The sequence below is a fragment of the Achromobacter dolens genome (assembly GCF_902859745.1).
GTDB lineage: Bacteria > Pseudomonadota > Gammaproteobacteria > Burkholderiales > Burkholderiaceae_B > Achromobacter > Achromobacter dolens.
Genome location: NZ_CADIJW010000001.1, coordinates 166,039 through 188,334 on the forward strand (window position 1 = coordinate 166,039; position 22,296 = coordinate 188,334).

20 protein-coding genes are annotated in these 22,296 nt (G+C 64.9%); 11 read left to right on the forward strand and 9 right to left on the reverse strand.

Annotated features, from left to right (window positions below; genetic code table 11):
• Nucleotides 1-126 precede the first annotated feature (126 nt).
• The 3 genes from HV783_RS00690 to HV783_RS00700 are packed head-to-tail and all read right to left on the reverse strand — an operon-like array spanning nt 127 to nt 4,004.
• Complete coding sequence (locus HV783_RS00690) at nt 127-1,248, reverse strand: CaiB/BaiF CoA transferase family protein (RefSeq protein WP_054501825.1); 1,122 nt, start codon at nt 1,246-1,248, stop codon at nt 127-129.
• A gap of 13 nt (nt 1,249-1,261) precedes the next feature.
• Nucleotides 1,262-2,239 (reverse strand): Bug family tripartite tricarboxylate transporter substrate binding protein, encoded by a 978-nt coding sequence (locus HV783_RS00695; RefSeq protein ID WP_049071562.1) that lies wholly within the window; start codon nt 2,237-2,239, stop codon nt 1,262-1,264.
• A 55-nt stretch (nt 2,240-2,294) separates the two neighbouring features.
• Complete coding sequence (locus tag HV783_RS00700; protein WP_175188502.1) at nt 2,295-4,004, reverse strand: acyl-CoA dehydrogenase family protein; 1,710 nt, start codon at nt 4,002-4,004, stop codon at nt 2,295-2,297.
• 141 nt (nt 4,005-4,145) lie between these two features.
• On the opposite strand from HV783_RS00700, the gene HV783_RS00705 reads away from it, so the two are divergent.
• On the forward strand, nt 4,146-5,078 hold the full coding sequence (locus HV783_RS00705; protein ID WP_054501822.1) for a LysR family transcriptional regulator: 933 nt from the start codon (nt 4,146-4,148) through the stop codon (nt 5,076-5,078).
• Nucleotides 5,079-5,121: 43 nt separating this feature from the next.
• Here HV783_RS00705 and purU read toward each other — a convergent pair whose 3' ends face one another.
• The 6 genes from purU to HV783_RS00735 all read right to left on the reverse strand — a co-directional run bounded on the left by purU (nt 5,122) and on the right by HV783_RS00735 (nt 10,245).
• Nucleotides 5,122-5,976, reverse strand: coding sequence for a formyltetrahydrofolate deformylase (gene purU / locus HV783_RS00710; RefSeq protein ID WP_054501821.1), 855 nt, complete (start codon nt 5,974-5,976; stop codon nt 5,122-5,124).
• A gap of 3 nt (nt 5,977-5,979) precedes the next feature.
• Complete coding sequence (locus tag HV783_RS00715) at nt 5,980-7,113, reverse strand: NAD(P)/FAD-dependent oxidoreductase (protein ID WP_059269379.1); 1,134 nt, start codon at nt 7,111-7,113, stop codon at nt 5,980-5,982.
• Nucleotides 7,110-7,634: a flavin reductase family protein gene (locus HV783_RS00720; RefSeq protein ID WP_054501819.1), complete on the reverse strand. Its 525-nt coding sequence runs from the start codon at nt 7,632-7,634 to the stop codon at nt 7,110-7,112. The genes HV783_RS00715 and HV783_RS00720 overlap by 4 nt, the downstream gene beginning before the upstream one ends.
• Nucleotides 7,635-7,679: 45 nt before the next feature.
• Entirely contained in the window at nt 7,680-8,309 is a 630-nt protein-coding gene (gene pdxH / locus HV783_RS00725) for a pyridoxamine 5'-phosphate oxidase (RefSeq protein WP_049071573.1), read from the reverse strand.
• A 152-nt stretch (nt 8,310-8,461) separates the two neighbouring features.
• Complete coding sequence (locus HV783_RS00730; RefSeq protein ID WP_416172660.1) at nt 8,462-9,115, reverse strand: gamma-glutamylcyclotransferase; 654 nt, start codon at nt 9,113-9,115, stop codon at nt 8,462-8,464.
• A 2-nt stretch (nt 9,116-9,117) separates the two neighbouring features.
• Entirely contained in the window at nt 9,118-10,245 is a 1,128-nt protein-coding gene (locus tag HV783_RS00735; protein WP_372416513.1) for an MFS transporter, read from the reverse strand.
• Between the two features lie 496 nt (nt 10,246-10,741).
• On the opposite strand from HV783_RS00735, the gene HV783_RS00740 reads away from it, so the two are divergent.
• From HV783_RS00740 to HV783_RS00785, 10 genes are all read left to right on the forward strand, one after another.
• Nucleotides 10,742-11,926: an efflux RND transporter periplasmic adaptor subunit gene (locus HV783_RS00740; protein ID WP_175188505.1), complete on the forward strand. Its 1,185-nt coding sequence runs from the start codon at nt 10,742-10,744 to the stop codon at nt 11,924-11,926.
• A gap of 1 nt (nt 11,927) precedes the next feature.
• Nucleotides 11,928-13,886: a MacB family efflux pump subunit gene (locus HV783_RS00745; RefSeq protein ID WP_175188507.1), complete on the forward strand. Its 1,959-nt coding sequence runs from the start codon at nt 11,928-11,930 to the stop codon at nt 13,884-13,886.
• Between the two features lie 5 nt (nt 13,887-13,891).
• On the forward strand, nt 13,892-15,319 hold the full coding sequence (locus HV783_RS00750) for an efflux transporter outer membrane subunit (RefSeq protein WP_064525584.1): 1,428 nt from the start codon (nt 13,892-13,894) through the stop codon (nt 15,317-15,319).
• A gap of 342 nt (nt 15,320-15,661) precedes the next feature.
• Nucleotides 15,662-16,570 (forward strand): LysR family transcriptional regulator, encoded by a 909-nt coding sequence (locus HV783_RS00755; protein WP_116792683.1) that lies wholly within the window; start codon nt 15,662-15,664, stop codon nt 16,568-16,570.
• Nucleotides 16,571-16,762: 192 nt separating this feature from the next.
• A complete protein-coding gene (locus tag HV783_RS00760; RefSeq protein WP_175188509.1) occupies nt 16,763-17,614 on the forward strand; it encodes a hypothetical protein in 852 nt (283 codons plus the stop codon).
• A 586-nt stretch (nt 17,615-18,200) separates the two neighbouring features.
• Nucleotides 18,201-18,440 carry an ATP-binding cassette domain-containing protein gene (locus HV783_RS00765; protein WP_254603816.1) on the forward strand — a complete coding sequence of 80 codons (240 nt, stop codon included), beginning with the start codon at nt 18,201-18,203 and terminating at the stop codon, nt 18,438-18,440.
• Nucleotides 18,441-18,693: 253 nt separating this feature from the next.
• Nucleotides 18,694-19,533 (forward strand): hypothetical protein, encoded by an 840-nt coding sequence (locus HV783_RS00770; RefSeq protein WP_123767394.1) that lies wholly within the window; start codon nt 18,694-18,696, stop codon nt 19,531-19,533.
• Nucleotides 19,534-19,867: 334 nt separating this feature from the next.
• A complete protein-coding gene (locus HV783_RS00775) occupies nt 19,868-20,278 on the forward strand; it encodes a hypothetical protein (RefSeq protein WP_175188511.1) in 411 nt (136 codons plus the stop codon).
• A gap of 100 nt (nt 20,279-20,378) precedes the next feature.
• Entirely contained in the window at nt 20,379-21,083 is a 705-nt protein-coding gene (locus HV783_RS00780; protein ID WP_175188513.1) for an ABC transporter ATP-binding protein, read from the forward strand.
• Between the two features lie 18 nt (nt 21,084-21,101).
• Entirely contained in the window at nt 21,102-22,292 is a 1,191-nt protein-coding gene (locus HV783_RS00785) for an ABC transporter permease (protein WP_175188515.1), read from the forward strand.
• Nucleotides 22,293-22,296: the final 4 nt, after the last annotated feature.

Below are 22,296 nucleotides of genomic sequence, written 5' to 3' on the forward strand. Positions count from 1 at the left end.
CAAGACATGCAAGCGCGTGTAGGGAAAGGCGGCAATCCCGGGTGCGATTGCCGCTTGGTCGGGCATGAAAATGCCCGCGCGAGGCGGGCGGGAAGGCGCTCGGAGCGGGGGGCGCAGCCCTGGCCGCTATGGCTGGGACGGCGCCAGGTCGGGCGGCAGGCGGCGCAGCGTGGCGGGCGTGCGCGACAGCTTGATCGGCGAACCGACGCCGCGGTAGTCGCCCTGTTCCAGCACCATGCCGCGATGCTTCGTGTGCGGATGGGCCAGCGCCTGGTCCACGGTCTGCACCGCCGCGGCCGGCACGCCGGCGCGCAGCAGGCGGTCCGCCAGCGCCGCGGCGTCGTGCTGCGCGAGCAGCGCGGACAGGTCGTCGCGCAGGGCCTGGCGGTGCGCCAGCCGGTCGGCGTTGGCGGCATAGCGCGGGTCCGTCGCCAGCGCCGGCGCCTCCAGCACCTGCGCCAACTGCGCGAACTGGCGGTTGTTGCCGACCGCCAGGAAGATCGGGCCGCTGGCCGTGGGCAGGGTTTCGTAGGGCGCGATGTTCGGATGCGCGTTGCCGCTGCGGCCCGGCGTCTTGCCGCTGTAGAAGTAATTGGGCGCGTGCGGATGCAGCAGCGACAGCGCGCAGTCGTACAGCGTGATGTCGAGGAACTGGCCCAGGCCGCTGCGCACGCGTTCGTTCAGCGCCAGCAGGATCGCCACTGCCGCGTTCAGGCCCGTCACCATGTCCACCACCGGCAGGCCGACGCGGGTGGCGTCGCCATCGGCCTCGCCGTTCACGCTCATCAGTCCGCACATGGCCTGCGCGCAGGCGTCGTAGCCCGGCAGGCCGCCCAGCGGGCCATCGGCGCCGAAGCCGCTGACGCGGCAGTGGATCAGTTTCGGGAAGCGTTCTTTCAAGGTGTCGTAACCCAGCCCCCATTTCTCCAGCGTGCCTGGCTTGAAGTTCTCGACCAGCACGTCGGCGTCGGCCAGCAGGTGGCGCAGCAGTTCCTGTCCGGCCGCCTGCGACAGGTCCAACGTCATGCCGCGCTTGTTGCGGTTGACGCCGACGAAGTACGACGCGGTATCGCCCAGGAACGGCGGGCCCCAGCCGCGCGTCTCGTCGCCGCCGGGCGGCTCGATCTTGAGCACGTCGGCGCCGTGGTCGGCCAGGATCTGGGTGCAATAAGGACCGCCCAGCACGCGCGACAGGTCGATCACTTTGCAGCCGGCGAGGGCGCCGGCATCGGGAAGCTTGGGAGCCATGGAGCCTCTGCGGTCAGTCGATGGAAACGTTGGCGCTCTTGATGAGCGTGCGCCACTTGGGCACTTCGGCCGTGATGAAGCGGGACAGTCCCTGCGGCGTCTGGTCCTGGGCGCGCACGATGCCCTGGCTGCGCAGCGTCTGTTCGATCGCGGGGTCCGACAGCGCGGCCTGGAATGCCTGGTTCAGTTTGGCCACGGTCTCGGGCGGGGTGGCCTTGGGCGCGACGATGCCGAAGAACACGCTGACGTCATAGCCCGACAGGCCCTGTTCGGACAGCGTCGGCAGGTCCGGCAGCGCGTCCGAGCGTTGCGCGCTGGCCAGGCCGATGGCGCGCAGCTTGCCGGCCTTGATGTATGGCAGCGCCGTCAGGATGTCGGTGAACGACATCGACACCTGGCCGCCCAGCAGGTCGTTGAGCGCCGGCCCGGTGCCCTTGTACGGGATGTGCATGATGCGGGTGCCGGCCATCTGGTTGAACAGGATGCCGGCCAGGTGCGAGGACGCGCCGTTGCCGGACGAGGCATAGCTGAGCTTGTCCGGGTTCTTTTTGGCGTAGGCGATCAGTTCCTGCGCGTTGTTGGCGGGCACTGACGGGTTCACCACCAGGATGTTGGGCAGGTGGCCGATGCGGATGATGGGCGCGAAGCTGGTCTCGGGGTTGTAGCCCTGGTTCTTGTACAGGCTGACGTTGATGGCCAGCGGTCCCGAGGTGCCGAACAGGATGGTGTAGCCGTCCGGCTTGGCGGCGGCCACGTATTCGGAACCGATGTTGCCGCCGGCGCCGGCGCGGTTCTCGACGATGACGGTCTGGCCCAGCGGCTGCTTGAGCTTTTCGGCCAGGCGGCGCGCCAGCGCGTCGGTCGGGCCGCCGGGCGGGAACGGCACCACCAGCGTGACGGGGCGCGACGGATAGGCGTCGGCCGCCAGCGCGGGAGGGACGGCGGCGATGGCGGCGGCCGCCAGCAGCAGGGGGGTGAACAGGCGTTTCATGGTTGTCTCCAGTGGTGGGCGCGCCGGCTGTGCCGCCGGCGTCGGGGGCGCCAGGCTACAGCGCGTGTTGCAGGATGCCGCGGCAGGCGGCGCTTTCGTCGAGGGGAATGGCGTAGGGATCGCGCGGCGCCAGGCGGTGCTGCAGCACCTGGTCGGCCAGCAGCGCGCGGCTGGCCAGGCCCTCGCCGGCGGCTTCCCAGCGCAGCGCCGCCATCGACACCGCGTGGTACAGCAGCGAGGCGGCCTGCCGCGCCAGTTCGGCGTGGTCGCCCTGCGCGGCATGTTCGGCCAGCGCATAGGTCCGCTCCAGCGCATCGGCCTGGGTGGCGGCGAGCGCGGACGGGCAGGGCAGGCCGTCGGCCAGCAACTGGTCGATATGGCGGCGTAGCGCGGGCAGCGAGCCTTCCTTCTTGATGGCGCGCAGCACGTCCAGCGCCACGATGTTGCTGGTGCCTTCCCAGATCGAGCCCAGGTGCGCGTCGCGCACCAGGCGCGGCTCGGTCCATTCCTCGATATAGCCGCAGCCGCCGCGCACTTCCATGGCGTCGCCGGTGACCTTGCGCGCATCGCGGCAGGCGCGGAACTTGATCAGCGGCGTCAGGATGCGCGCCAGCGCCGGGTCGCCCTGGCCCTGGTCGGCGTCCGCCAGGGCCAGGGCGGTCTGGAACATGACGCTGCGGGCCTGTTCGGCCCATACCGTCATTTTCACGAGCTGGCGTTGCATCAGCGGCATGTCGATCAGGCGCTTGCCGAACGCGCGGCGGTGCTGCGAGACGTACGTGGCCTCGGTGACGGCGCGGCGCATCAGGCCGGCCGCGCGCATGCCGTTGGACAGGCGCGAGTTGTTGATCATGTCGGCCATGTGCTTGAAGCCCTTGCCACGCTCGCCCACCAGCCACGCCAGCGCGCCTTCCAGGCGGATTTCGCCGCTGGCCATGGAACGGGTGCCGAGCTTGTCCTTCAGGCGCAGGATGCGGTAGTGGTTGTGCGTGCCGTCGGCCAGGTCGCGCGGCAGCAGGAACAGCGACACGCCCTTCAGGCCGGGCTCGCTTTCGCTGCGCGCCAGCACCATGGCGAAGCCGGCATCGGGATTGGAGCAGAACCACTTGTCGCCGTGGATGCGCCAACTTCCGTCGTCCTGGCGCGTGGCCGTGACCTCGGTGGCGCTGACGTCCGAGCCGGCGCCCTGTTCGGTCATGAACATGGCGCCCTGGCGCAGGGCGTCGAAGTCCTGGCTGGTGACCTGCGGCAGCACCCGCTCGACCAGCGCCGGGTCGCCGAACTTGCGCAGCGTGCGCGCCAGCGAGTCGGTCATGCTGACAGGGCAGCACAGGCCGAACTCGGCCTGCACGAACAGATGGCTGAGCGCGTACTTGGCGGCGGCCGGCATCGGTTCGGGCCAACCCAGCACGCCGCCGCGATGCGACAGCGCCGCCAGGCCGAATTCGCTGTAGGCCAGGCGTTCCAGCTCGATATAGGCCGGATGCTTGTCGATGCGCGACTCGTCGGCGCCGGCGCGGCTGCGCACCGACAGAGTGGGGGGATGCTTGTCGGCGGTGGCCGCCAGCTCGTCCATCAGGCCGCCGGCCAGTCCGCCCAGGCGGTCCAGGTGCGGCAGCAGGTGCGCGTGCAGCGCGGCCGGCAGGTAGCGCCGGGCCAGCGGCGCGGCGTACGGATCGGCGCGGAACAGGTTCAGACCGCGCGCGTCCGGGACGGGCGTGGCGGCGTGGGCGGGGGCGACGGGGGGCTGGGCGGGGGTATCCATGGCGGCATCCTGCGCAAAAGGGGAGTTTCCGGCATGGTGCGATGATGGATTAATCTATACAAATACCGTTTTGGTGTAGACCTATCCAATAAAAATATGGATCTCGGGCGCCGTCGGCAGGCGTGCCCCGGGAGGAGACCGATGGACCTGGATCCGCGCTTGTTGCGCTATTTCATCGCCGTGGCCGAAGAACGCCATTTCAGCCGCGCCGCCGCGCGCCTGCACATCTCCCAGCCGCCCTTGAGCTACGCCATCCGCCAGCTCGAGGACAACGTCGGCGCGCGCCTGCTGGCGCGCACCAGCCGGCACGTCGAACTGACCGCCGCCGGCCAGGTGCTGTACCGCGAGGCCCTGACGCTGCTGCGCCAGGCCGAGGACGTGCGCATGCTGGTGCAGCGAGTCGACGCCGGCCTGCGCGGCCGGCTGCGCATCGGCTTCGTGGGCTCGATGCTGTACCGCGGCCTGCCGGCGCTGCTGGCGTCGATGCGGGCCGAACTGCCGGACGTGGAACACGTGCTGACCGAATTGAATTCGCACGACCAGATCGAGGCGGTGCGGCGCGGCGAGCAGGACCTGGGCTTCATCCATGCCAACCCCGTGCCGGCCGGGGTGGCGGCGCGCGACCTGCTGGCCGAACCTTTCGTGGTGTGCCTGCCGCAAAGCCATGCGCTGGCCGGGCGGCGTTCGTTGGCGTTGGCGGACCTGGCCGGCGACGATTTCGTGTTCTTCGCACGCGCCGCTTCACCCAGCTATTACGAGACCGTGCTGTCGCTGTGCGTGGCGGCGGGCTTCATGCCCGTGGTCCGGCACGAGGTGCGCCACTGGCTCAGCGTGGCCTCGCTGGTGTCGCAGGGGCTGGGCGTGTCGATCGTGCCGTCGTGCCTGTCGCGCAGCGGCCTGGCGGGCACCCGGTTCATCGCGTTCGAGCACGAGGCGCGCTCGGTCAGCCAGGTGATCTGGCCGGACGAGGATCGTTCGCCGCTGCAGGAAAAGGCGCTGGCGCTGGTCGAGCGCCAGTTTCCCGCAGCCGAGGCGGGTCAAGCAAAACGCCGGCACGGTGGCCGGCGTTCATGAGGCGGGCGGCGCCCCGCCGGGGAATGCGGATGCCGGTGCTGTCCTAGCGGAACACCACGGTCTTGTTGCGGTTCAGCAGGATGCGGTGCTCGACGTGGCTGCGCACGGCGCGCGACAGCACCAGCGACTCGATGTCGCTGCCGACCTGGGTCAGGTCCTGCGCCGTCATGGTGTGGTCGACGCGCTCGATGTCCTGGTCGATGATCGGGCCTTCGTCCAGGTCCGAGGTGACGAAGTGGGCGGTGGCGCCGATGATCTTGACGCCGCGCGCATGCGCCTGGTGGTACGGGCGGGCGCCCTTGAAGCTGGGCAGGAAGCTGTGGTGGATGTTGATGGCGCGGCCATTGAGCGCGCGGCACATGTCGGCCGACAGGATCTGCATGTAGCGCGCCAGCACCACCAGGTCGATCTCGTAGCGGTCCACCAGCGCCAGCACCTGGCGTTCCTGTTCCGCCTTGGTGTCGGGTGTGACGGGCAGGTGGTGGAACGGGATGCCGTAGGACGCCGCCAGGCTGGCGTAGTCGTTGTGGTTCGAGACGATGGCGGCCACTTCGGCATGCAACTGGCCGCTGTGCACGCGGAACAGCAGGTCGTTCAGGCAGTGGCCCTGCTTGCTGACCATGATCAGCAGGCGTTCCTTGCGACGCGCGTCATGAAGCTGCAAATCCATGCCGTACTCGGCCGCCATCTCGTCCAGCCGGGCGCGCAGCGCGTCCGGGGCCGCGCCGGCCGGCAGGTCGAAGTGCACCCGCAGGAAGAAGCGGCCGGTCTCTTCGTCACCGAACTGCTGCGAATCGAGGATGTTGCAACCCGATTCGAACAACAGGCCGCTGACGCGGAAGACGATGCCGGTGCGGTCGGGGCAGGACAGGGTCAGGATGTAGTCGTTGTGCTGCATGATTCAGTGGGAAGAATGAGAAGAAGCGTCGTCCGCCAGGCGCGCCAGGGTTTCCTCGGCCAGTGCCAGGCTGGAAGTCAGCCCGGGCGATTCTATGCCAAACAGGTTCACCAGGCCGGGCACGCCATGCGCGGCCGGGCCGGCGATGACGAAATCGGCGGCCGGCTCGTGCGGACCGGAGATCTTGGGGCGGATGCCGGTATAGCCCGGCGCCAGGGCGTCGTCCGGCAGGGCCGGCCAGTAGCTGCGCACGGCGGCGTAGAAGACCTCGGCGCGGGCCGGGTCGATGGTGTAGTCCTCGGTGCCGACCCATTCGGTGTCGGGGCCGAACTTGGCCTGGCCGCCCATGTCGAGCGTCAGGTGCACGCCGAGGCCGGCGTGTTGCGGCACGGGGTAGATCAGGCGCGAGAACGGCGCGCGGCCGGACAGCGTGAAATAGCTGCCCTTGCACAGGTAATCGGTGGGGATGCTGGCGGCCGGCACGCCCTCGATGCGGCGCGCCAGCGCCGGCGCCTGCAGGCCGGCCGAATTGATCAACACGTTGCAGCTCAGGCTCATGGCGTCATCGCCGCCGAACTGCAGATCGAAGCCGCCTTCGGGGCGCACCCGGCCGGACACCAGCGGGGTGTGGAACACGCACTGGGCGCCGGCGTTCTCGGCATCGCCCTGGTAGGCCAGCATCAGCGCGTGGCTGTCGACGATGCCGGTGGACGGCGACACCAGCGCCGCCGTGCAGCGCAGCGCCGGTTCCAGCCGCATGGCGTCTTCGCCGGAAATGAACTGCAGATCGTCCACGCCGTTGGCGCGGGCGCGCTGCGCGATGCCTTCGAGCTGGGCGGCCTGCTCGGCGCTGGTGGCCACGATCAGCTTGCCCAGCCGCTTGTGCGGAATGCCGCGCTCGGCGCAATAGGCATACAGCAGATGCTTGCCGCGCACGCACAGGCGGGCCTTGAGGCTGCCCGCCGGGTAATAGATGCCGGCGTGGATGACTTCGGAATTGCGCGAGCTGGTGCCGGTGCCGATCGCCTCGGTGGCCTCGGCCACCAGCACCTCGCGGCCCGACTGGGCCAGGGCGCGGGCGATGGCCAGGCCGACCACGCCCGCGCCGATGACGACGCAATCGATGTCGGCGCTCATGGCTTCCCGCCTTCCGCGCGGGCGCCGGCGGGCGTCAGGTCGAAACCGCCCGCGTGGAAGACCAGCGGCGGTTCGCCGCTATGGCCGCAACGTTCGACTTCTCCCACCATGATGACGTGATCTCCCTCGACATAGCGGCTGCGGTTGTGGCATTCGAACCAGGCGGCGCAATGGCCGTCCAGCATCGGCGTGCCGCCCGGCGCGTGGTGCACGGTCAGGCCGGCATAACGGTCCGGCGTCTTGCCGGTGGCGAAGCGCCGCGCCAGCGCAATCTGGTCGGCGCTCAATACATTGACCACGTAGCGCTGGCACTGCTCGAAGGCGGCCAGCGACGAGGAATTGCGCGACAGGCTCCACAGCACCAGCGGCGGATTCAGGGACACCGAATTGAACGAGCTGACCGTCAGGCCAATGGGGGCGCCATCGAGGTCGGCGGTGGTCACGACCGTGACGCCGGTGGCGTAGCGGCCGAGCGCGGTGCGGAAGAAGGCAGCGTCGAAATCAGGGGAGGAGGCTGGCATGCAATTGAGAAATGGGGCGGGCGCCGTGGCCGGCGCCCGGCGGCGTCAGGGCGACAGGCGCTCGATCTTCCAGCCCTGGCCGTCGGCGACGTAGCGCAGGCGGTCGTGCAGGCGCGAGGGCCGGCCTTGCCAGAATTCCATCGAGGTGGGCTTGAGGCGGTAGCCGCCCCAGTGCGGCGGGCGCGGCGGCTGGTCGCCATAGCGGGCGCGGAATTCCTGCTCGCGCGCTTCGAGTTCGGCGCGGGTGATGGGCTGGCTCTGGCGCGAGGCCCAGGCGCCGATGCGCGAACCGGCCGGGCGGCTGTGGTAGTAGGCGTCCGATTCCTCGGCAGGCACTTTTTCCACCACGCCCTCGATGCGCACCTGGCGCTCGAGCGGTTGCCAGAAGAACAGCAGGCAGGCGCGCGGCTCGGCCAGCAGGTCGGCGCCCTTGCGCGACTCGTAGTTGGTGAAGAACGTGAAGCCGTGTTCGTCGAAACCCTTGATCAGGACGATGCGGGCGCTGGGCTGGCCGGCGGCGTCGACGGTGGCCAGGGTCATGGCGTTGGGCTCGGGCACCTTGGCGGCCAGGGCCTCGTCGAACCAGCGGGTGAACTGCTCGAACGGGGACGCGGCGGCCTCGCTTTCCAGCAGCACGTTCTTTTCGTAGCTTTGACGCAGATCGGAGACAGACATGGGACGTTTGATTCAGCGTTGATAACAAGCAGTTTATACCGCCGAAGAAACGCTCCCCTCATTGACCCCGCGCAGGGGCCGGACAAGTTTTTGCGCCGCGAGGGCCTCTGGCGCCTTTCGGCCAGGCCTGGCGGCCCCGCGCCGGGCTCGCTTCAGGCGCCCTCGGGCAGGGTGTGGCTGTCCTGTTCCAGGCGCCGGGCGATGGCGTCCAGGCGGGCATCGTGGATGCCGGCGGCGCGCAGGGCCTGGGCGGTCTGCACCACGTAGTCGGTGCAGGGGCCGTAGCGGCCGGCGGCCCGCCGCACGATGGCCAGCAGCTCGGCCTCGGGCAGCGCGCGGATGTAGGCCGGGTTGTCCCGGTTCATGATGAAGACCAGGGCGCGGACCGGGCCGGCCTCCGTGCTGCAATTGATCCAGCGGGGCAGGTAGGCGCCGGTGGACATTTCCCGGTCCCACAGGGCGGGGAAATAGGTCGGCACCTGGCGGCCGGCCAGGCGGTAGACCACGCCGCGGCAGGAGCCGCCGCGATCCAGGCCGAACACCAGCCCGGGGCATTCCGGCGTGCCGCGGTTGACCCGCGACCACAGGCACAGCGCGCGGTGGTGGCCGCGCAGGGTGGCCAGGCGCCGTTCCTCGAAGTCGAAGTCGGGGCGCCAGATCAGTGATCCGTACCCATATACCCAGACGTCTTCCCCGTCCCGCCAATGCTGCAAGGCCGCCTGCAGCGATGCCTGCCGCTCTTCGGGCGTCCACAGGCGAAAAGGCAGGCTGGCGCCGGCCACGGGAGGAGAAGACTGCATGTTCACGACTACGGTTTCCGGTCAGACTCGAGCGGGGGGTTGCGATTGGCCCAGCCCCCGGCCATCAGGGCCACGGAATAGGCCCAGAACAGGGGAGCGACGCCAATGACCGCACCCAGCGCGCCGAAGGTCAGCGGCAGGGACACCTGGGAACCGTTGATCAGCGCCATCCGCAGCCCCACGGCTTCAGCGGCGCGGCCGGGCGGCGAATGCTGGTGCAGTAGTGAAAGCATACTCGGTTGGCAGCATCCCAGCGCAAGCCCCAGGATGAAGGACAGCACGATCAGGACGCCAACGTCGGTGAACAGCGGGTAAAGCATGAAGTCGATGGCGGCGGTGGCCATCGCCACCCGCACCAGCGTCCAGGAACGCACCCGGCGCTGGATCAGGGGCAGAACCAGGCGGATGATGAACGTTGCCGCCGCGAAGGACGCAAGAATGACGCCGATGGTGGTGGCGGACAGGCCGATGGCAACGCCGAAGATGGGCACCACGAACAGATGCGTGTCCCAGGCTCCGGACAGGATGGTGTTGACCATCAGGATGCGGCGCAGCGCGGGCACCGCCAGCAGCTCGGTCACGCGGCGGCGCTGCGCTTCCTTGGCGCCGGCCAGTTGCGAATCCACCGCCTTCAATTGGTGCCGCAGCGCGTACAGGCCGGCGGCCGACAGCAGCGGGCCCAGCGTCAGCAGGCCGAAGGCCAGCCGGGTGCCGAGATGGTCGATCGCCAGTCCGGCGATCAGCGGACCCGAGAAACCCGAACCGGCCAGCGCCAGCGACATCAGCGAGAAATTACGCAGGCGCTGGGTTGGCTCGGCATGGCCCAGCAGGTCCTGCGTGGCCACCTGGTGCAGCATGAAGCCGATACCGATGCAACAGGACGCCACCAGCAGCGCGAACTGGGTCTGCGACAGGAACGGCAGCGCCGTGCCCACCGCCACCAGCGTGGTGCCGATGACCAGCGGCCGGACGATGCCGACCCGGTCCACCCAGCGGCCGGCGCGCACCGAGAACAGCATGGGCAGCACCGCGAACACGGCCACCAGGGTGCCGACCTTGAAGGTCGACAAGCCCATCTGCAGCGCCGTCAGGGACACGGTGATGCGTCCACCGGTCAGCGCCACGTGGTTCAGCATGGCCAGCACGCACAACAGCGCCGCCCCGGAAAACTCCGGGGCGGCGCTGTTTGAAGAGGGGGAGGGGGGCGGATTGGACACGGATACGGCTTAACTGCATTCATTCTGTCCCTATCGTCGCCCTATGTCGAGGCGTGGTTTTTTTGCGCCGCCGCATTTCGCGATCGCCAGTGGCAACAAGATAGGCGCCATCTATGGCCCATCTGGGATAGGGATGCGGCAAGATGGCACCATGTTGGCGGCACGGTTCCATAGAATGGAAACGCTAATGCGCCGCAACAGATGTATCGTTCGTGCAACGGAACAATTTTGCCCGCCCCGGACCCAATGCCGGGGCCTTTACCGTTTTTCACCCTTTCGCCACAGATTGGCCATGCTTTGACGCAGCCCCCCGTTTAGGATGAGCGGGCAGTATGGGTACGCACAGCCGGCCCGATCCGTATCGAGTTATTCGAGCGGTGGACGATGCCTCCGCCGCCTCCTCCGAACTGGTTCAATGAAAAAGCCTCGTAGCAAAGTCCAGCGTTACGTCCTGATCGCCGTCGTTCTCCTGATCATCGCCTTTGGCGTCCGCGCCGCCTTCTTCTCGTCGCCGCAGCCGCCTACTTTCGCCGTGGCCGAGGTCGTCCGCGGCAATCTCGAAGACAGTGTGCTGGCCAGCGGCACCATGGATGCCATCGAGCGTGTCAGCGTCGGCGCGCAAGCCACCGGCCAGTTGAAGTCGCTCAAGGTGGCGCTGGGCGATCGGGTGACCCGAGGCCAGTTGGTCGCCGAGATCGACGACCTGACCCAGCAGAATGAATTGCGCAATACACAGGCCGCGCTGCAGACGCGCCGCGCCGAGCGCGCCGCCAAGGTCGCCACCCTGAAGCAGGCCGAGCTGGCGTTTCGCCGCCAGCGCCAGATGCTGGCGGCCGACGCCAGTTCACGCGAGGCGTATGAATCTGCCGAGGCCACGCTGAGCGTGACGCGGGCGGAGATCGCCGCGCTCGACGCCCAGATCGTCCAGGCCGAGATCGAGGTCGACAAGGCCAAGGTCAACCTGGGCTACACCCGCATCGTGTCGCCCATCGACGGCGTGGTGGTGGCGGTGGTCACCAAGGAAGGCCAGACCGTCAACGCGATCCAGAGCGCGCCCACCATCATCAAGGTGGCCCAGGTGGCCACCATGACCATCAAGGCGCAGATCTCGGAGGCCGACGTGACCCGCGTCAAGCCGGGCCTGCCGGTCTATTTCACCATCCTGGGCGAGCCGGACCAGCGTTACCACGCCACGCTGCGCGCGGTGGAGCCGGCGCCGGATTCGATCCAGAAGGACGATGCCACCGCGTCGCTGACCTCTTCCAGCTCCACCTCCACCAGCGCGGCCGTCTACTACAACGGTCTGTTCGACGTGCCCAACCCGGACGAGAAGCTGCGCATTTCCATGACCGCGCAGGTTTCCATCGTGCTGGGCGAGGCCCGTGACGCCGTGGTGGTGCCGGCCTCGGCCCTGGGCAAGCGCGGCCAGGACGGCCGCTACGAGGTGCGGGTGGTCGGCAAGAACAACCAGACCGAGACCCGCCAGGTCAGGATCGGCATGAACAACAACGTGCAGGCGCAGGTGCTGGAAGGCCTGGAGGTGGGCGAGCGCGTGGTGTCGGCCGACGCCGCGCCGGTGGCCGCCGCGGCGGGACGCTGACATGGCCGAACCGTTGATTTCGCTGTCCGGGGTCCGGCGCGAATTCCCCGCGGGCGAGCAGACCATCGCCGTTCTCAAGGACATCAACCTGACCATCGAGGCCGGGGAAATGGTGGCCATCGTCGGCGCGTCCGGTTCGGGCAAGTCGACCCTGATGAACATCCTGGGCTGCCTGGACCGCGCCACCAGCGGCGACTACCGCGTCAGCGGCCGCAGTACCGGAGAACTGGATCCGGACGAGCTGGCCGAGCTGCGCCGCGAGCATTTCGGCTTCATCTTCCAGCGCTACCACCTGCTGTCCGACCTGACGGCGCAGGGCAACGTCGAAGTGCCGGCCGTCTACGCCGGCAAGCGTCGCGAGGCCCGGCTGAAACGCGCCGCCGACCTGCTCGAGCGCCTGGGGCTCGGCGAACGCACCGGCCACCGGCCCGGCCAGTTGTCCGGCGGCCAGCAGCAGCGTGTGAGCATCGCCCGCGCGCTGATGAATGGCGGCGACATCATCCTGGCCGACGAGCCGACCGGCGCGCTGGACACGCACACCGGCCAGGAAGTGCTGCGCATCCTGGAGGAACTGAACGCCGCCGGCCACACCATCATCCTGGTCACCCACGACATGAACGTGGCGCGGCACGCGCAGCGCATCATCGAGATCAGCGACGGCGAGATCGTCTCGGACCAGCGCAACCCCGACGCGCCGCGCATCGAGGTCAAGCGCGAGGAGGCGGCGCCGCTGCCGCCGCGGCCGGCCTGGCAGGCCTACCTGGACCGCTGCGGCGAAGCGCTGCGCATGGCGCTGCTGGCCATGAACGCGCACCGCCTGCGCACCTCCCTGACCATGCTGGGCATCATCATCGGCATCGCCGCGGTGGTGTCAGTGGTGGCGCTGGGCGAGGGTTCGCGCCAGAAGATCCTCGAAGACATCAGCGAGATCGGCACCAATACCGTCGAAGTGTTTCCCGGCAAGGACTTCGGCGACGAAAAGGCCCTGACCATCCGCACCCTGGTGCCGGCCGATGCCGAGGCCCTGTCACGCGAGTCCTACGTGGACAGCGTCACGCCCGAGGTTTCCACCAGCAACACGCTGCGCTATCGCAACGTGGCGGTGAATGGCTCGATCCAGGGCGTGGGCGAGCAGTATTTCCGGGTGCGCGCCGTCAAGCTGGCGCAGGGCAAGTTCTTCGACGCCACCAGCGTGGCGCGGCGCGCCCAGGAAGTGGTGATCGACGAGAGCACCCGCAAGACCCTGTTCGGTTCGCACACCGACCCGATCGGCCAGATCGTGTTCCTGGGGTCGATGCCGGCGCGGGTGATCGGCGTCACCAAGAAGAACGACACGGTGTTCGGCAACAACGAGACCTTGAACGTGTGGATTCCCTACACCACGGCGCTGTCGCGCGTGCTGGGGCAGCAGCATCTCAAAAGCATCACCGTGCGCGTCAACGACGCCGCGCCGCCGGCGGCGGCCGAACAGGCCATCACCAAGGTGCTGCTGCGGCGCCACGTGGTGAAGGATTTCTTCGTGTTCAACACCGACGCGATCCGCAAGACCATCGAGCGCACCACGGCCACCATGACGCTGCTGGTGTCGCTGATCGCGCTGATCTCGCTGATGGTCGGCGGCATCGGCGTCATGAACATCATGCTGGTGTCCGTGACCGAGCGTACCCGCGAAATCGGCGTGCGCATGGCGGTGGGCGCGCGTCGCAGCGACATCATGCAGCAGTTCCTGATCGAAGCCGTGCTGGTCTGCCTGATCGGCGGCGCCGTGGGCATCGCGCTGTCGCTGGGCCTGGGCGTGCTGGTCTCGAAAGCGACCGGCGGGTCCTTCCGCATGATCTATTCCACCGCGTCGATGGTGGCGGCATTCACCTGCTCGACGCTGATCGGTGTGCTGTTTGGTTATCTCCCGGCGCGCAACGCGGCGCGCCTGGATCCCGTCGAGGCCCTGGCCCGGGAATGAGAACGATGAAAGCTGTTTCCCTGATCCGCAAACCCGCCGCCCTGGCTCTGGTGCTGGCCCTGGCCGGCTGCGGCGGCCTGCTCAAGAGCGAATACGAAACGCCGCGGACGCAGTCGCCGGCCGCCTGGCTCCACGGCACGGGCGCCGACGCGCCGGCCAACGCGCTGGCCGCTGGAGGCGCCTGGTGGCGCAATTTCAACGACCCGGTGCTGGACGGCCTGGTCGATGGCGCGTTGGCGCGCAACAACGACCTGGCCGCCGCCGCCATCCGCGTGCGCCGCGCGCAATTGCAGGCCGGACTGGCACAGGACCAACTTATCCCGCAACTGTCCGGCACCGGCAACGTGACGCGCGCGCGCAACCTGCGCGGCGAACGCGAAATCACGCGCACCAACAGCGCCGAACTGTCGATCGGCTACGAGGTCGACCTGTGGGGCAAGCTGTCGCGCCAGCTCGACGCCGCCGAGTGGGAAGCGCTCGCCAGCGAGCAGGACCGCCAAAGCTCCGCGCTGTCGCTGGTGGGCACCACCGCCACGCTGTATTGGCAGACCGCCTTCATCAACCAGCGCATCGCCAGCAGCCTGGAGAGCATCGCCTACGCCCGCAAGACGCAGGAACTGGTGCGCGCGCAATATGCCGCCGGCGGCGCCTCGGCGCTGGAAGTGGCCGAGGCCGAGCAGACCGTGGCCAGCCAGCAGGCGGCGCACGCGCTGCTGGTGCAGCAACGGGTGGAATACGTGAACGCGCTGGCGATCCTGTTCGACGGCCCGCCCGACCGCACCATGGCCGACCCGCAACGCCTGCCGCAGTACCCGCTGCCGCAGGCGCGCGAAGGCGTGCCGGCCGAACTGCTGGGCCGCCGTCCCGACCTGCGCGCCGCCGAACTGCGCCTGCGGGAGTCGCTGTCCAATATCGACGCGGCCCGCGCCAGTTTCTATCCGACCCTGAACCTGACCGGCGCGCTGGGCAGCTCCAGCCCGACGCTGTCGAATGTGCTGCAGAACCCCGTGGGCACGCTGACGGGGGCGCTGACGCTGCCGTTCCTGCAGTTCAACCGCCTGAACCTGAACCTGAAGGTCTCGCGCGCGGATTTCGACGAACGGGTGGTGAGCTTCCGCCAGGCGCTGTACCAAGCCATGGCGGATGTGGAAAACGCGTTGTCGAACCGGACGCAGTTGCGCCTGCAGGCTGAGCAGTTGGACGCGTCGCTGAAGGCGGCGCGCGAGGCGGAGCGCCTGTACGAGGTGCGCTACCGAGCGGGATCGGTGTCGTTGCGGTTCTGGTTGGATGCGCAAGAGAAGCGGCGCGCAGCCGAGATCGCGCGGGACGAGAATGCCCTGAATCGGTTGGTGAATCAGGTGAAGGTCTATCAGGCGCTGGGAGGAGACGATGCCGTCGTCATGGCCGGTGCTGGCGCGGTGGACGGCCGATGAGCGGATCGCGCCCATAGCGCGTTGAAAAAAGCCCCGGCGTCGGCGCGCGATATCGCCGGCGCCAGCGCTGAAATCCGATCGCGTCCGATCCTCCTGGCCGCGTCAACTTCGATATTGGCTCGGGCAGTTCGCAAGCTGACCCGCAGCGCTTCGGCCTGTTCCCGAATCGTCGCCTATGCCGTCAGATTCGGACGGTTTCACCTGATGCAATAGAAGACGGAAAGCAGCGTCAGCCGACGCTGAATCATGAAGGCCGTCGCTACAATCGATTGACCGCGCAATACCCCGCCAGACTGATCACGTTCACCGCAACGTACGATCACCGTCACCGAAATACTCAGAATGAACTTGCGACTGCTGAAGTACTTCGCTGTGTTGGCCGACGAGTTGAACTATCGCCGCGCCGCCGAACGGCTGCATATTGAAATCTCGCCGTTGTCTCGGGCGATTCAATCGCTGGAAACCACCTTGGGGGTGTCTCTTTTTGTGCGGTCCAACCGGGGCACCCTGCTCACGCCGGAGGGGGAAGCGCTACGGGAGCACATTCCGGCCATATTCAGCGCAATCGGTCAGGCGCGCGACAGCGTCCTAGGCGTGGCCGTTGGCAATCGCGGCGCGCTACATATTGCCCTGTCAGAAGGAATGAACCCGACGCGATTGGCCGCGTTGATGGCCGGTTGCCGCGCGGACGAGCCGCGCGTGGTCATCCATTTTTCGGAGGTGCCGTTCGCCCAGCAACTCGCAGGCCTGGACCAAGGCCTTTACGACCTGGGTTTCGCTCCATCCGACCACGTGGGCCGCGGCATCGTGGCTGAACGAGCCTGGCAAGACCCGATCCATGTGATTCTCCCCACCGGCCACCCGCTGCTGGCGATGGAAGTGATTCCATTGAGCGCGGTTCTCAGGCATCCCCTGGTGCTTGGCGATCCGAAGTATTGCGAGGGATGCCGCCGGCAAATCGACCGCTTGATCAGTAAGGGTTCGGCCCAACCTCTCGTGGCGGCGCAGGTGCAATCGACCTATCTCATGCTTTCGATGGTGGCCGCTGGCGTCGGCCTCGCACTGGTGGGCGCTTCCCAGGCCCTTTCAAGCTGGGAACTCGGCATCCTCAGCCGTCCGCTGGCCGAGCCGGCGGCGTTGACGACCTGGCTCCTGCGCTCAACCCGCGTCGCACGCCAGAACGTGACGCGCTTCGTTGAGCGGGTGATTGCCATGCGCGAAGACACCTCTCCACCTTCCCGCGCGCGGTAAACGGCCACTATCGGTGCGTGAGCCTGGCTCGATCACATCCACACGTTACCTTTTGGGCCTATCACGTTGCCCATAAGGCAACGTGATAGGCCTTTCGCCGTTCTAGATTGAAAGATCCAATTCCCTGCCTTTGTAGCGCTTTTGGAAAAGAAGTCAGGGGCGTCAATTGCTGGAATCAATCAGGAGCTGCTTGTGCAAGTATCCAATTCAACGCTGTCAGGTCCGAGCGGCCCGCTCGGTTTCAACTATTCGTCGACGCGGTTCACCACCGACGCGAATGGGGAGGCCCGCTTCACCGAAGTCATGGGTTCTGCGAAGCAAAAATATATCGAAAGCCCCCCCGCATCGAAGGCCGTGACCCTGTCTGATAAGGCGGTGGCGCTGTCAAGCCAGGAGACCGAAGATGAGGATGCAGATCTCAGCTTGTTGGCGTGCTGGACACCGGCTGAGCTGGCGCGGTTCACCAGGAACTATACGGAAAGCGAGCGGCTCGAGGAACTGGATATTATGGTTTTTAACAGTCAATATTCACCGGGGTGCGATTGCAGTGAGCTTACTGAAGATGGTGGTCAGATTTACTATGCGACCACGAAGATTCCGGTTACCGCAGAAAGTGAAATTGTCGACAGGCGGCAGTCAGATACGTTCGTTGCGCAGTTGAAATCGATGTATAAGGCCGAAAGGAACAAAGGCAGCTCAGCGCTGGATATCTACAAGAAGATCGGAAAATTGATTCTGGCCCAACCGGATGATTTTGCTTATAGGTTCGGATTCAGTGTCACGTTTCGCGAGAGGGTGGAGTCCATGCAATGGGGGGGACGTGCTAACCCGGTCGAACGGCAGCGCGGTGATTTTTCTACCCTCAGTCACGCCGCTTCAGACGAATCGAATGTCGCGATGTTGAAAAAAATGAAAGATGGGTTTTCGCACAACACGCTGCAACAGAAAGTACATGATATGGAGCGAGACAGGCAGCATCAGTTGATGGACCTGTTGTATGGGAAAGTGAACCATAAGTCGAAACCCACAGGTCGCCAGGCGTAAATCAGGTTTCTCCGAAAAATGCGCATGTCGCATTTTCGGAAAGGCGTCGGCATATTGGATTCGCCGGGCCTAATAAAGATGGTCAGACAGAACCCCGCTAGGCGTAGCGCTTCGTGGGGATCGGGCCGACCATAGCTTTTTATGGCTAGGGGCAAAACCATATTTTTCTGACCGATACGGTAACGCGTGTTCCCAAAATAGCAATAAACGACGCCGTTGCTGCGTTCAAATTGATGTGCAGGTTGTCAACCTGTCCACCCCGTATGTTGTCAAGCTGAAAGCAAGTCATCTAAGGGGGGGCATCAATCGCTGATTGATGCGTAGTTTCATACCTAGCCCTGGAGAGATGTCATAAAAACCCCATTGCTGCGTGCAGATATCGCAGTATTTTAATGGCAAACTCGCCGATAAGCCTTTCCATGTGAAATATACTGGAACAGGGCTTGGGCCATATCCTCGCTATATCCTTGCCACGATGGTGGTTTATTACAACGACTGAGAAAACAGCAATGGATGGCGATTTGTTTTCGATTTGAAAATAAATCGCCATCCGAAATATATAAGCTGATTCTGGACATCGTGACCGATGCAGAGCAAAGAGGCGTCGTCGGGCCATCCGCTCGTTCAAATCACACATGTCAGCCATGCCTATCGCATGAGCAGCCAATCCGTATCCATGCTACGGGACGCGACGCTCGAAATCCATCCTGGCGAAACCTGCACGCTGCTTGGAGCGTCCGGTTCCGGCAAGAGCACCTTGCTCAGTATCCTGGGCTTGCTCGACCGGCTTTCGGCGGACCGGTTCCTACCTGGGAAACCCCGCTAGGGGGCAACTCCCGGCAACAGAAAAACCTCATCAGGTTGACTAGCCATTGCCGGGCGAATTGCTCCCATGTGTGCAGTGAGTACCGCCTTCGGGTGGGTTGCCCGTACGTTACCTTTTCGGTCTGGCGCGTTTCTTATAAGGCAACGTCAAGGGCCACTCGCCGTTCTAGATTGAAAGATCCAATTCCTTGCCCTTGCGCCCATTTGGAGAACAGCCAATGGCATCAATGGCTTGAATCAATCAGGAGCTACTTGTGCAAGTATCCAATTCAACGCTGTCAGGTCCGAGCGGCCCGCTCGGATTCAACTATTCGTCGACGCGGTTCACTACGGACGCGAATGGGGAAGCCCGCTTCACCGAAGTCATGGGTTCTGCGAAGCAAAAATATATCGAAAGCCCCCCCGCATCGAAGGCCGTGACCCTGTCTGATAAGGCGGTGGCGCTGTCAAATAAGGAGTCGGAAGATAAGGATGCAGATCTCAGCTTGTTGACGGCCTGGACACCTGAAGAGTTGGCTCGCTTTGCTAACAACTATACCGAGGAGGAACGGTATCAACGGCTCGAGACTTGGGCTTTCTTCGGCGATGGGGCCGCATGTGACTGCAGCGACGCAATTTATGGGGGGCCGGATTACTACGCGACTACGAGAATTCCGATCACTCCTGAAAGTAAAATGATCGATAAACGACAAGCCGATGCGTGCAATGCCGAATTGAAAGCCATGTATGCCGCCGAGAAGGCAAAGGGCAGTTCAGCAATGGATATCTATAAAAAAATGGGGCATGTGATTTTGTCTCAGCCGAACGATTTCGCCTACAGATTCGGATTGAGTGTCAAGTATCGTGAAGCGGTAGAGTCAATGGATCCGTGGGGAGGTCACGGGAATCCGTTCGTTAATGGTATTACGTCCATCACGTATGTCCCACCAGATGAATCAGACGCTGGGACGCCTACGCAGACAAAGGATGAAATTTCCCGAAGCGTGTTGCAGCACAAAGTGCATGCTATGGAACGGGACAGGCAATACCTGCTGATGGATTTGCTTTATGGAAAATTGGGTCATACGTCGAAGGCATCCAATCGCTCGGTATAGATTATTAATTTCAGAGTGGCACGCTCTTATGTGCCTTTCCGAAAAAAACCCGATGCGTTCCATTGGGTTTTTTTATGATCGTGGCTCAATCTGATTTTTCTCTTTGATGTAGCGACGGTCCGCTAAGCAATGATGGGATTTTTCATGGTCTGACCAATTCGGTCGCGCGTGTTCCAAAAATAACAACATGCAATCCCATTGTGGCGCTCAAATTGAGTTGCAGGTTATCAACCTGTCGTCCTGTATGTTGATCGGGCCTCGCCAGCAAAAGCCGGGGAAGTTCAGCATCAGCCGATGATCGATACGAAGTTCACCTTTTTTTGGAAGAGATTTTATGAAGAATGGATTGCTGAATGCGTTGATAGCTGCTTCGCTGCTGTTCTCCGGCAGCGCATTCGCCGGGGATTATGTTTGGTCCGCTGATAATGGTAGCGACTCCGTGTCAAGGAAGGGGGCGACAACAATTGTTATGTATCGGCCGGCTAATTTTCTCGTCTCACCCTCGGGTAAAAAAATAAAGGGTGTGCAAGTGCAGCTTCGAGATAGCGCCCAGGCGGATGTATCGATGCAGGTTTGCTACGGTAATACAGTTAATTGCCTTCCGATATCCTACGATGGGAGAATTTACCAATATTTTGTTGGCAGTCCTGCCGATAATACGTTCTATGTCAAATATACCGGTACGGGTGCCGGGCCGTACCCCAGGTACATAATTTCCTCGATGGTGGTGTATTACAACGACTAAGCAAGTTCCGATCGATAGTGGGTCATTGCCGGTTTGGCTATAACCCGCTATCGAATACATTTGAATCGATTTGGACCTTTTGACTGATGCGGCTTGCAAGATGCTGCACCATCCGCTCATTCACGTCACACATGTCAGCCATGCCTATCGCATGAGCAGCCAATCCGTATCCGTGCTACGGGACGTGACGCTCGGGATCCACCCCGGCGAAACCTGCGCGCTGCTTGGGGCGTCCGGTTCCGGCAAGAGCACCTTGCTCAATATCCTGGGCTTGCTCGACCGGCCGTCGGCCGGCCAGTTCCTGTTTCGCGGACGCGACATGCTGGATATGGACGAGAACGCTCGCGCCTGGGTTCGCAATCGAGAGATCGGGTTCGTTTTTCAGTCCTTCAACCTGTTGCCCCGTATGAACGCCCTCGATAACGTTGCCTTGCCACTGTTCTATCGTGGTATCCCGCGAGCCCAGGCGCGGGCCACGGCCACGGATTGGCTTCGTCAAGTTGGATTGGCCGATCGCGGCGGGCATCTCCCTGCCGATCTCTCCGGCGGGCAGCGCCAGCGGGTCGCCATTGCCCGCGCCTTGGTCGGCAATCCCTCCGTCATTCTTGCGGACGAACCGACCGGTAATCTGGATCAAGCTTCAGCCGAGAGCATCATGGCCTTGCTCATGGGGCTGAATCGCGAGCGGGCGGTCACGATCGTGATGGTGACGCATGATGCCAACCTGGCTGACCGCTTCTCGCGCCAGCTCCATGTGCGCGACGGTGTATTGCATGAACCCTGCCACTGCGATGAAAGACGTTGATTTCCGGTGTTCCGGTGCATGCGCGGTCCATCGCTGACGCAAACTGCGCTGCAAGCGGCCGACAGCCTGCGCCAAATGGGTCGCAGGGCCTTGTTGGCTTTGCTCGGCATCATGGTCGGCAGCACCGCCATCATCGCGCTCCTGAACATCGGGCATAGCGCCGCCGAACAGGTGATGCGCATGTTCAAGGACATGGGTACGGACATCCTGGTGGTGACTTTCCCTGTGACGGGCGCCAAGCCGCGCGCGCTGCCCCGCGCGTTGGATGCCGGCGCGTTGGCGCAAGCCGTGCCGGGCATCCGCCATGCGGCGCCCCTGTCGGTCTACAACGTGCCGCTGCGTTTCCCGGGACGTACGATGGTTCCCAGGATCGTAGGCACGACGCCGGATCTTGCCGCCGCGATGAATCTGCGCATGGATCGCGGCCGTTTCCTGTCGCCGTTCGATCGTCATGCCACGTTTGCCGTCGTCGGTGCGGAAATCGCGCGTGAACTGGGCAGTCCGGCGCATCCGCTCGCCCTGGGGGCCTCGCTGCAAATTGGCGGCTACTTCTATCAGGTCATCGGCGTCACGCGCAGCATGAAGGGGAATCCGCTGATTCCGGTCGATGCGGACCGATCGGTGATCGTTCCCGTTGAAGGGCTGCACCGATTGTTTCCCAAGCCTGAACTCGGCGCCATCCTGGCCAGGGCGACGCCTATGGCCGACCTTGTGGAAACGGCCAGCGCGCTGCGCGAGTATGTCGGCACGCAGGTGCCCGGCAGGGAGGTCCAGGTGGATATTCCCCGGCAATTGATCGATGGTCTCGAGCGCCAGTCCCGAACCTTCTCATATCTGCTCGCGGGACTGGGCGCGATCTCATTGCTGGTGGGCGGCGTGGGCGTGATGAACGTGATGCTGATGAGTGTCTCCGAAAGGCGGCGCGAGATCGGCGTTCGCCTGGCGCTCGGGGCGACCCGGCGCGACATCCGCCTGTTGTTCCTCGCCGAGGCGGGCCTGTTGGCCATGGTGGGCGCGGCGCTGGGCGCAGTGTTCGGCGTTGGCGCGGCCTACGCTTTTGCGCGCTACTCCGGTTGGGATTTCGTGCTGGCGCCCGCATCCTTGCCCTTGGGGATGGGCACGGCGCTGCTGACGGGCTTGTTCTTCGGTTGGTATCCGGCCGTCGCGGCTTCGCGGCTGGAACCTGTCCAGGCCTTGCGCGATGCGTAGTGCG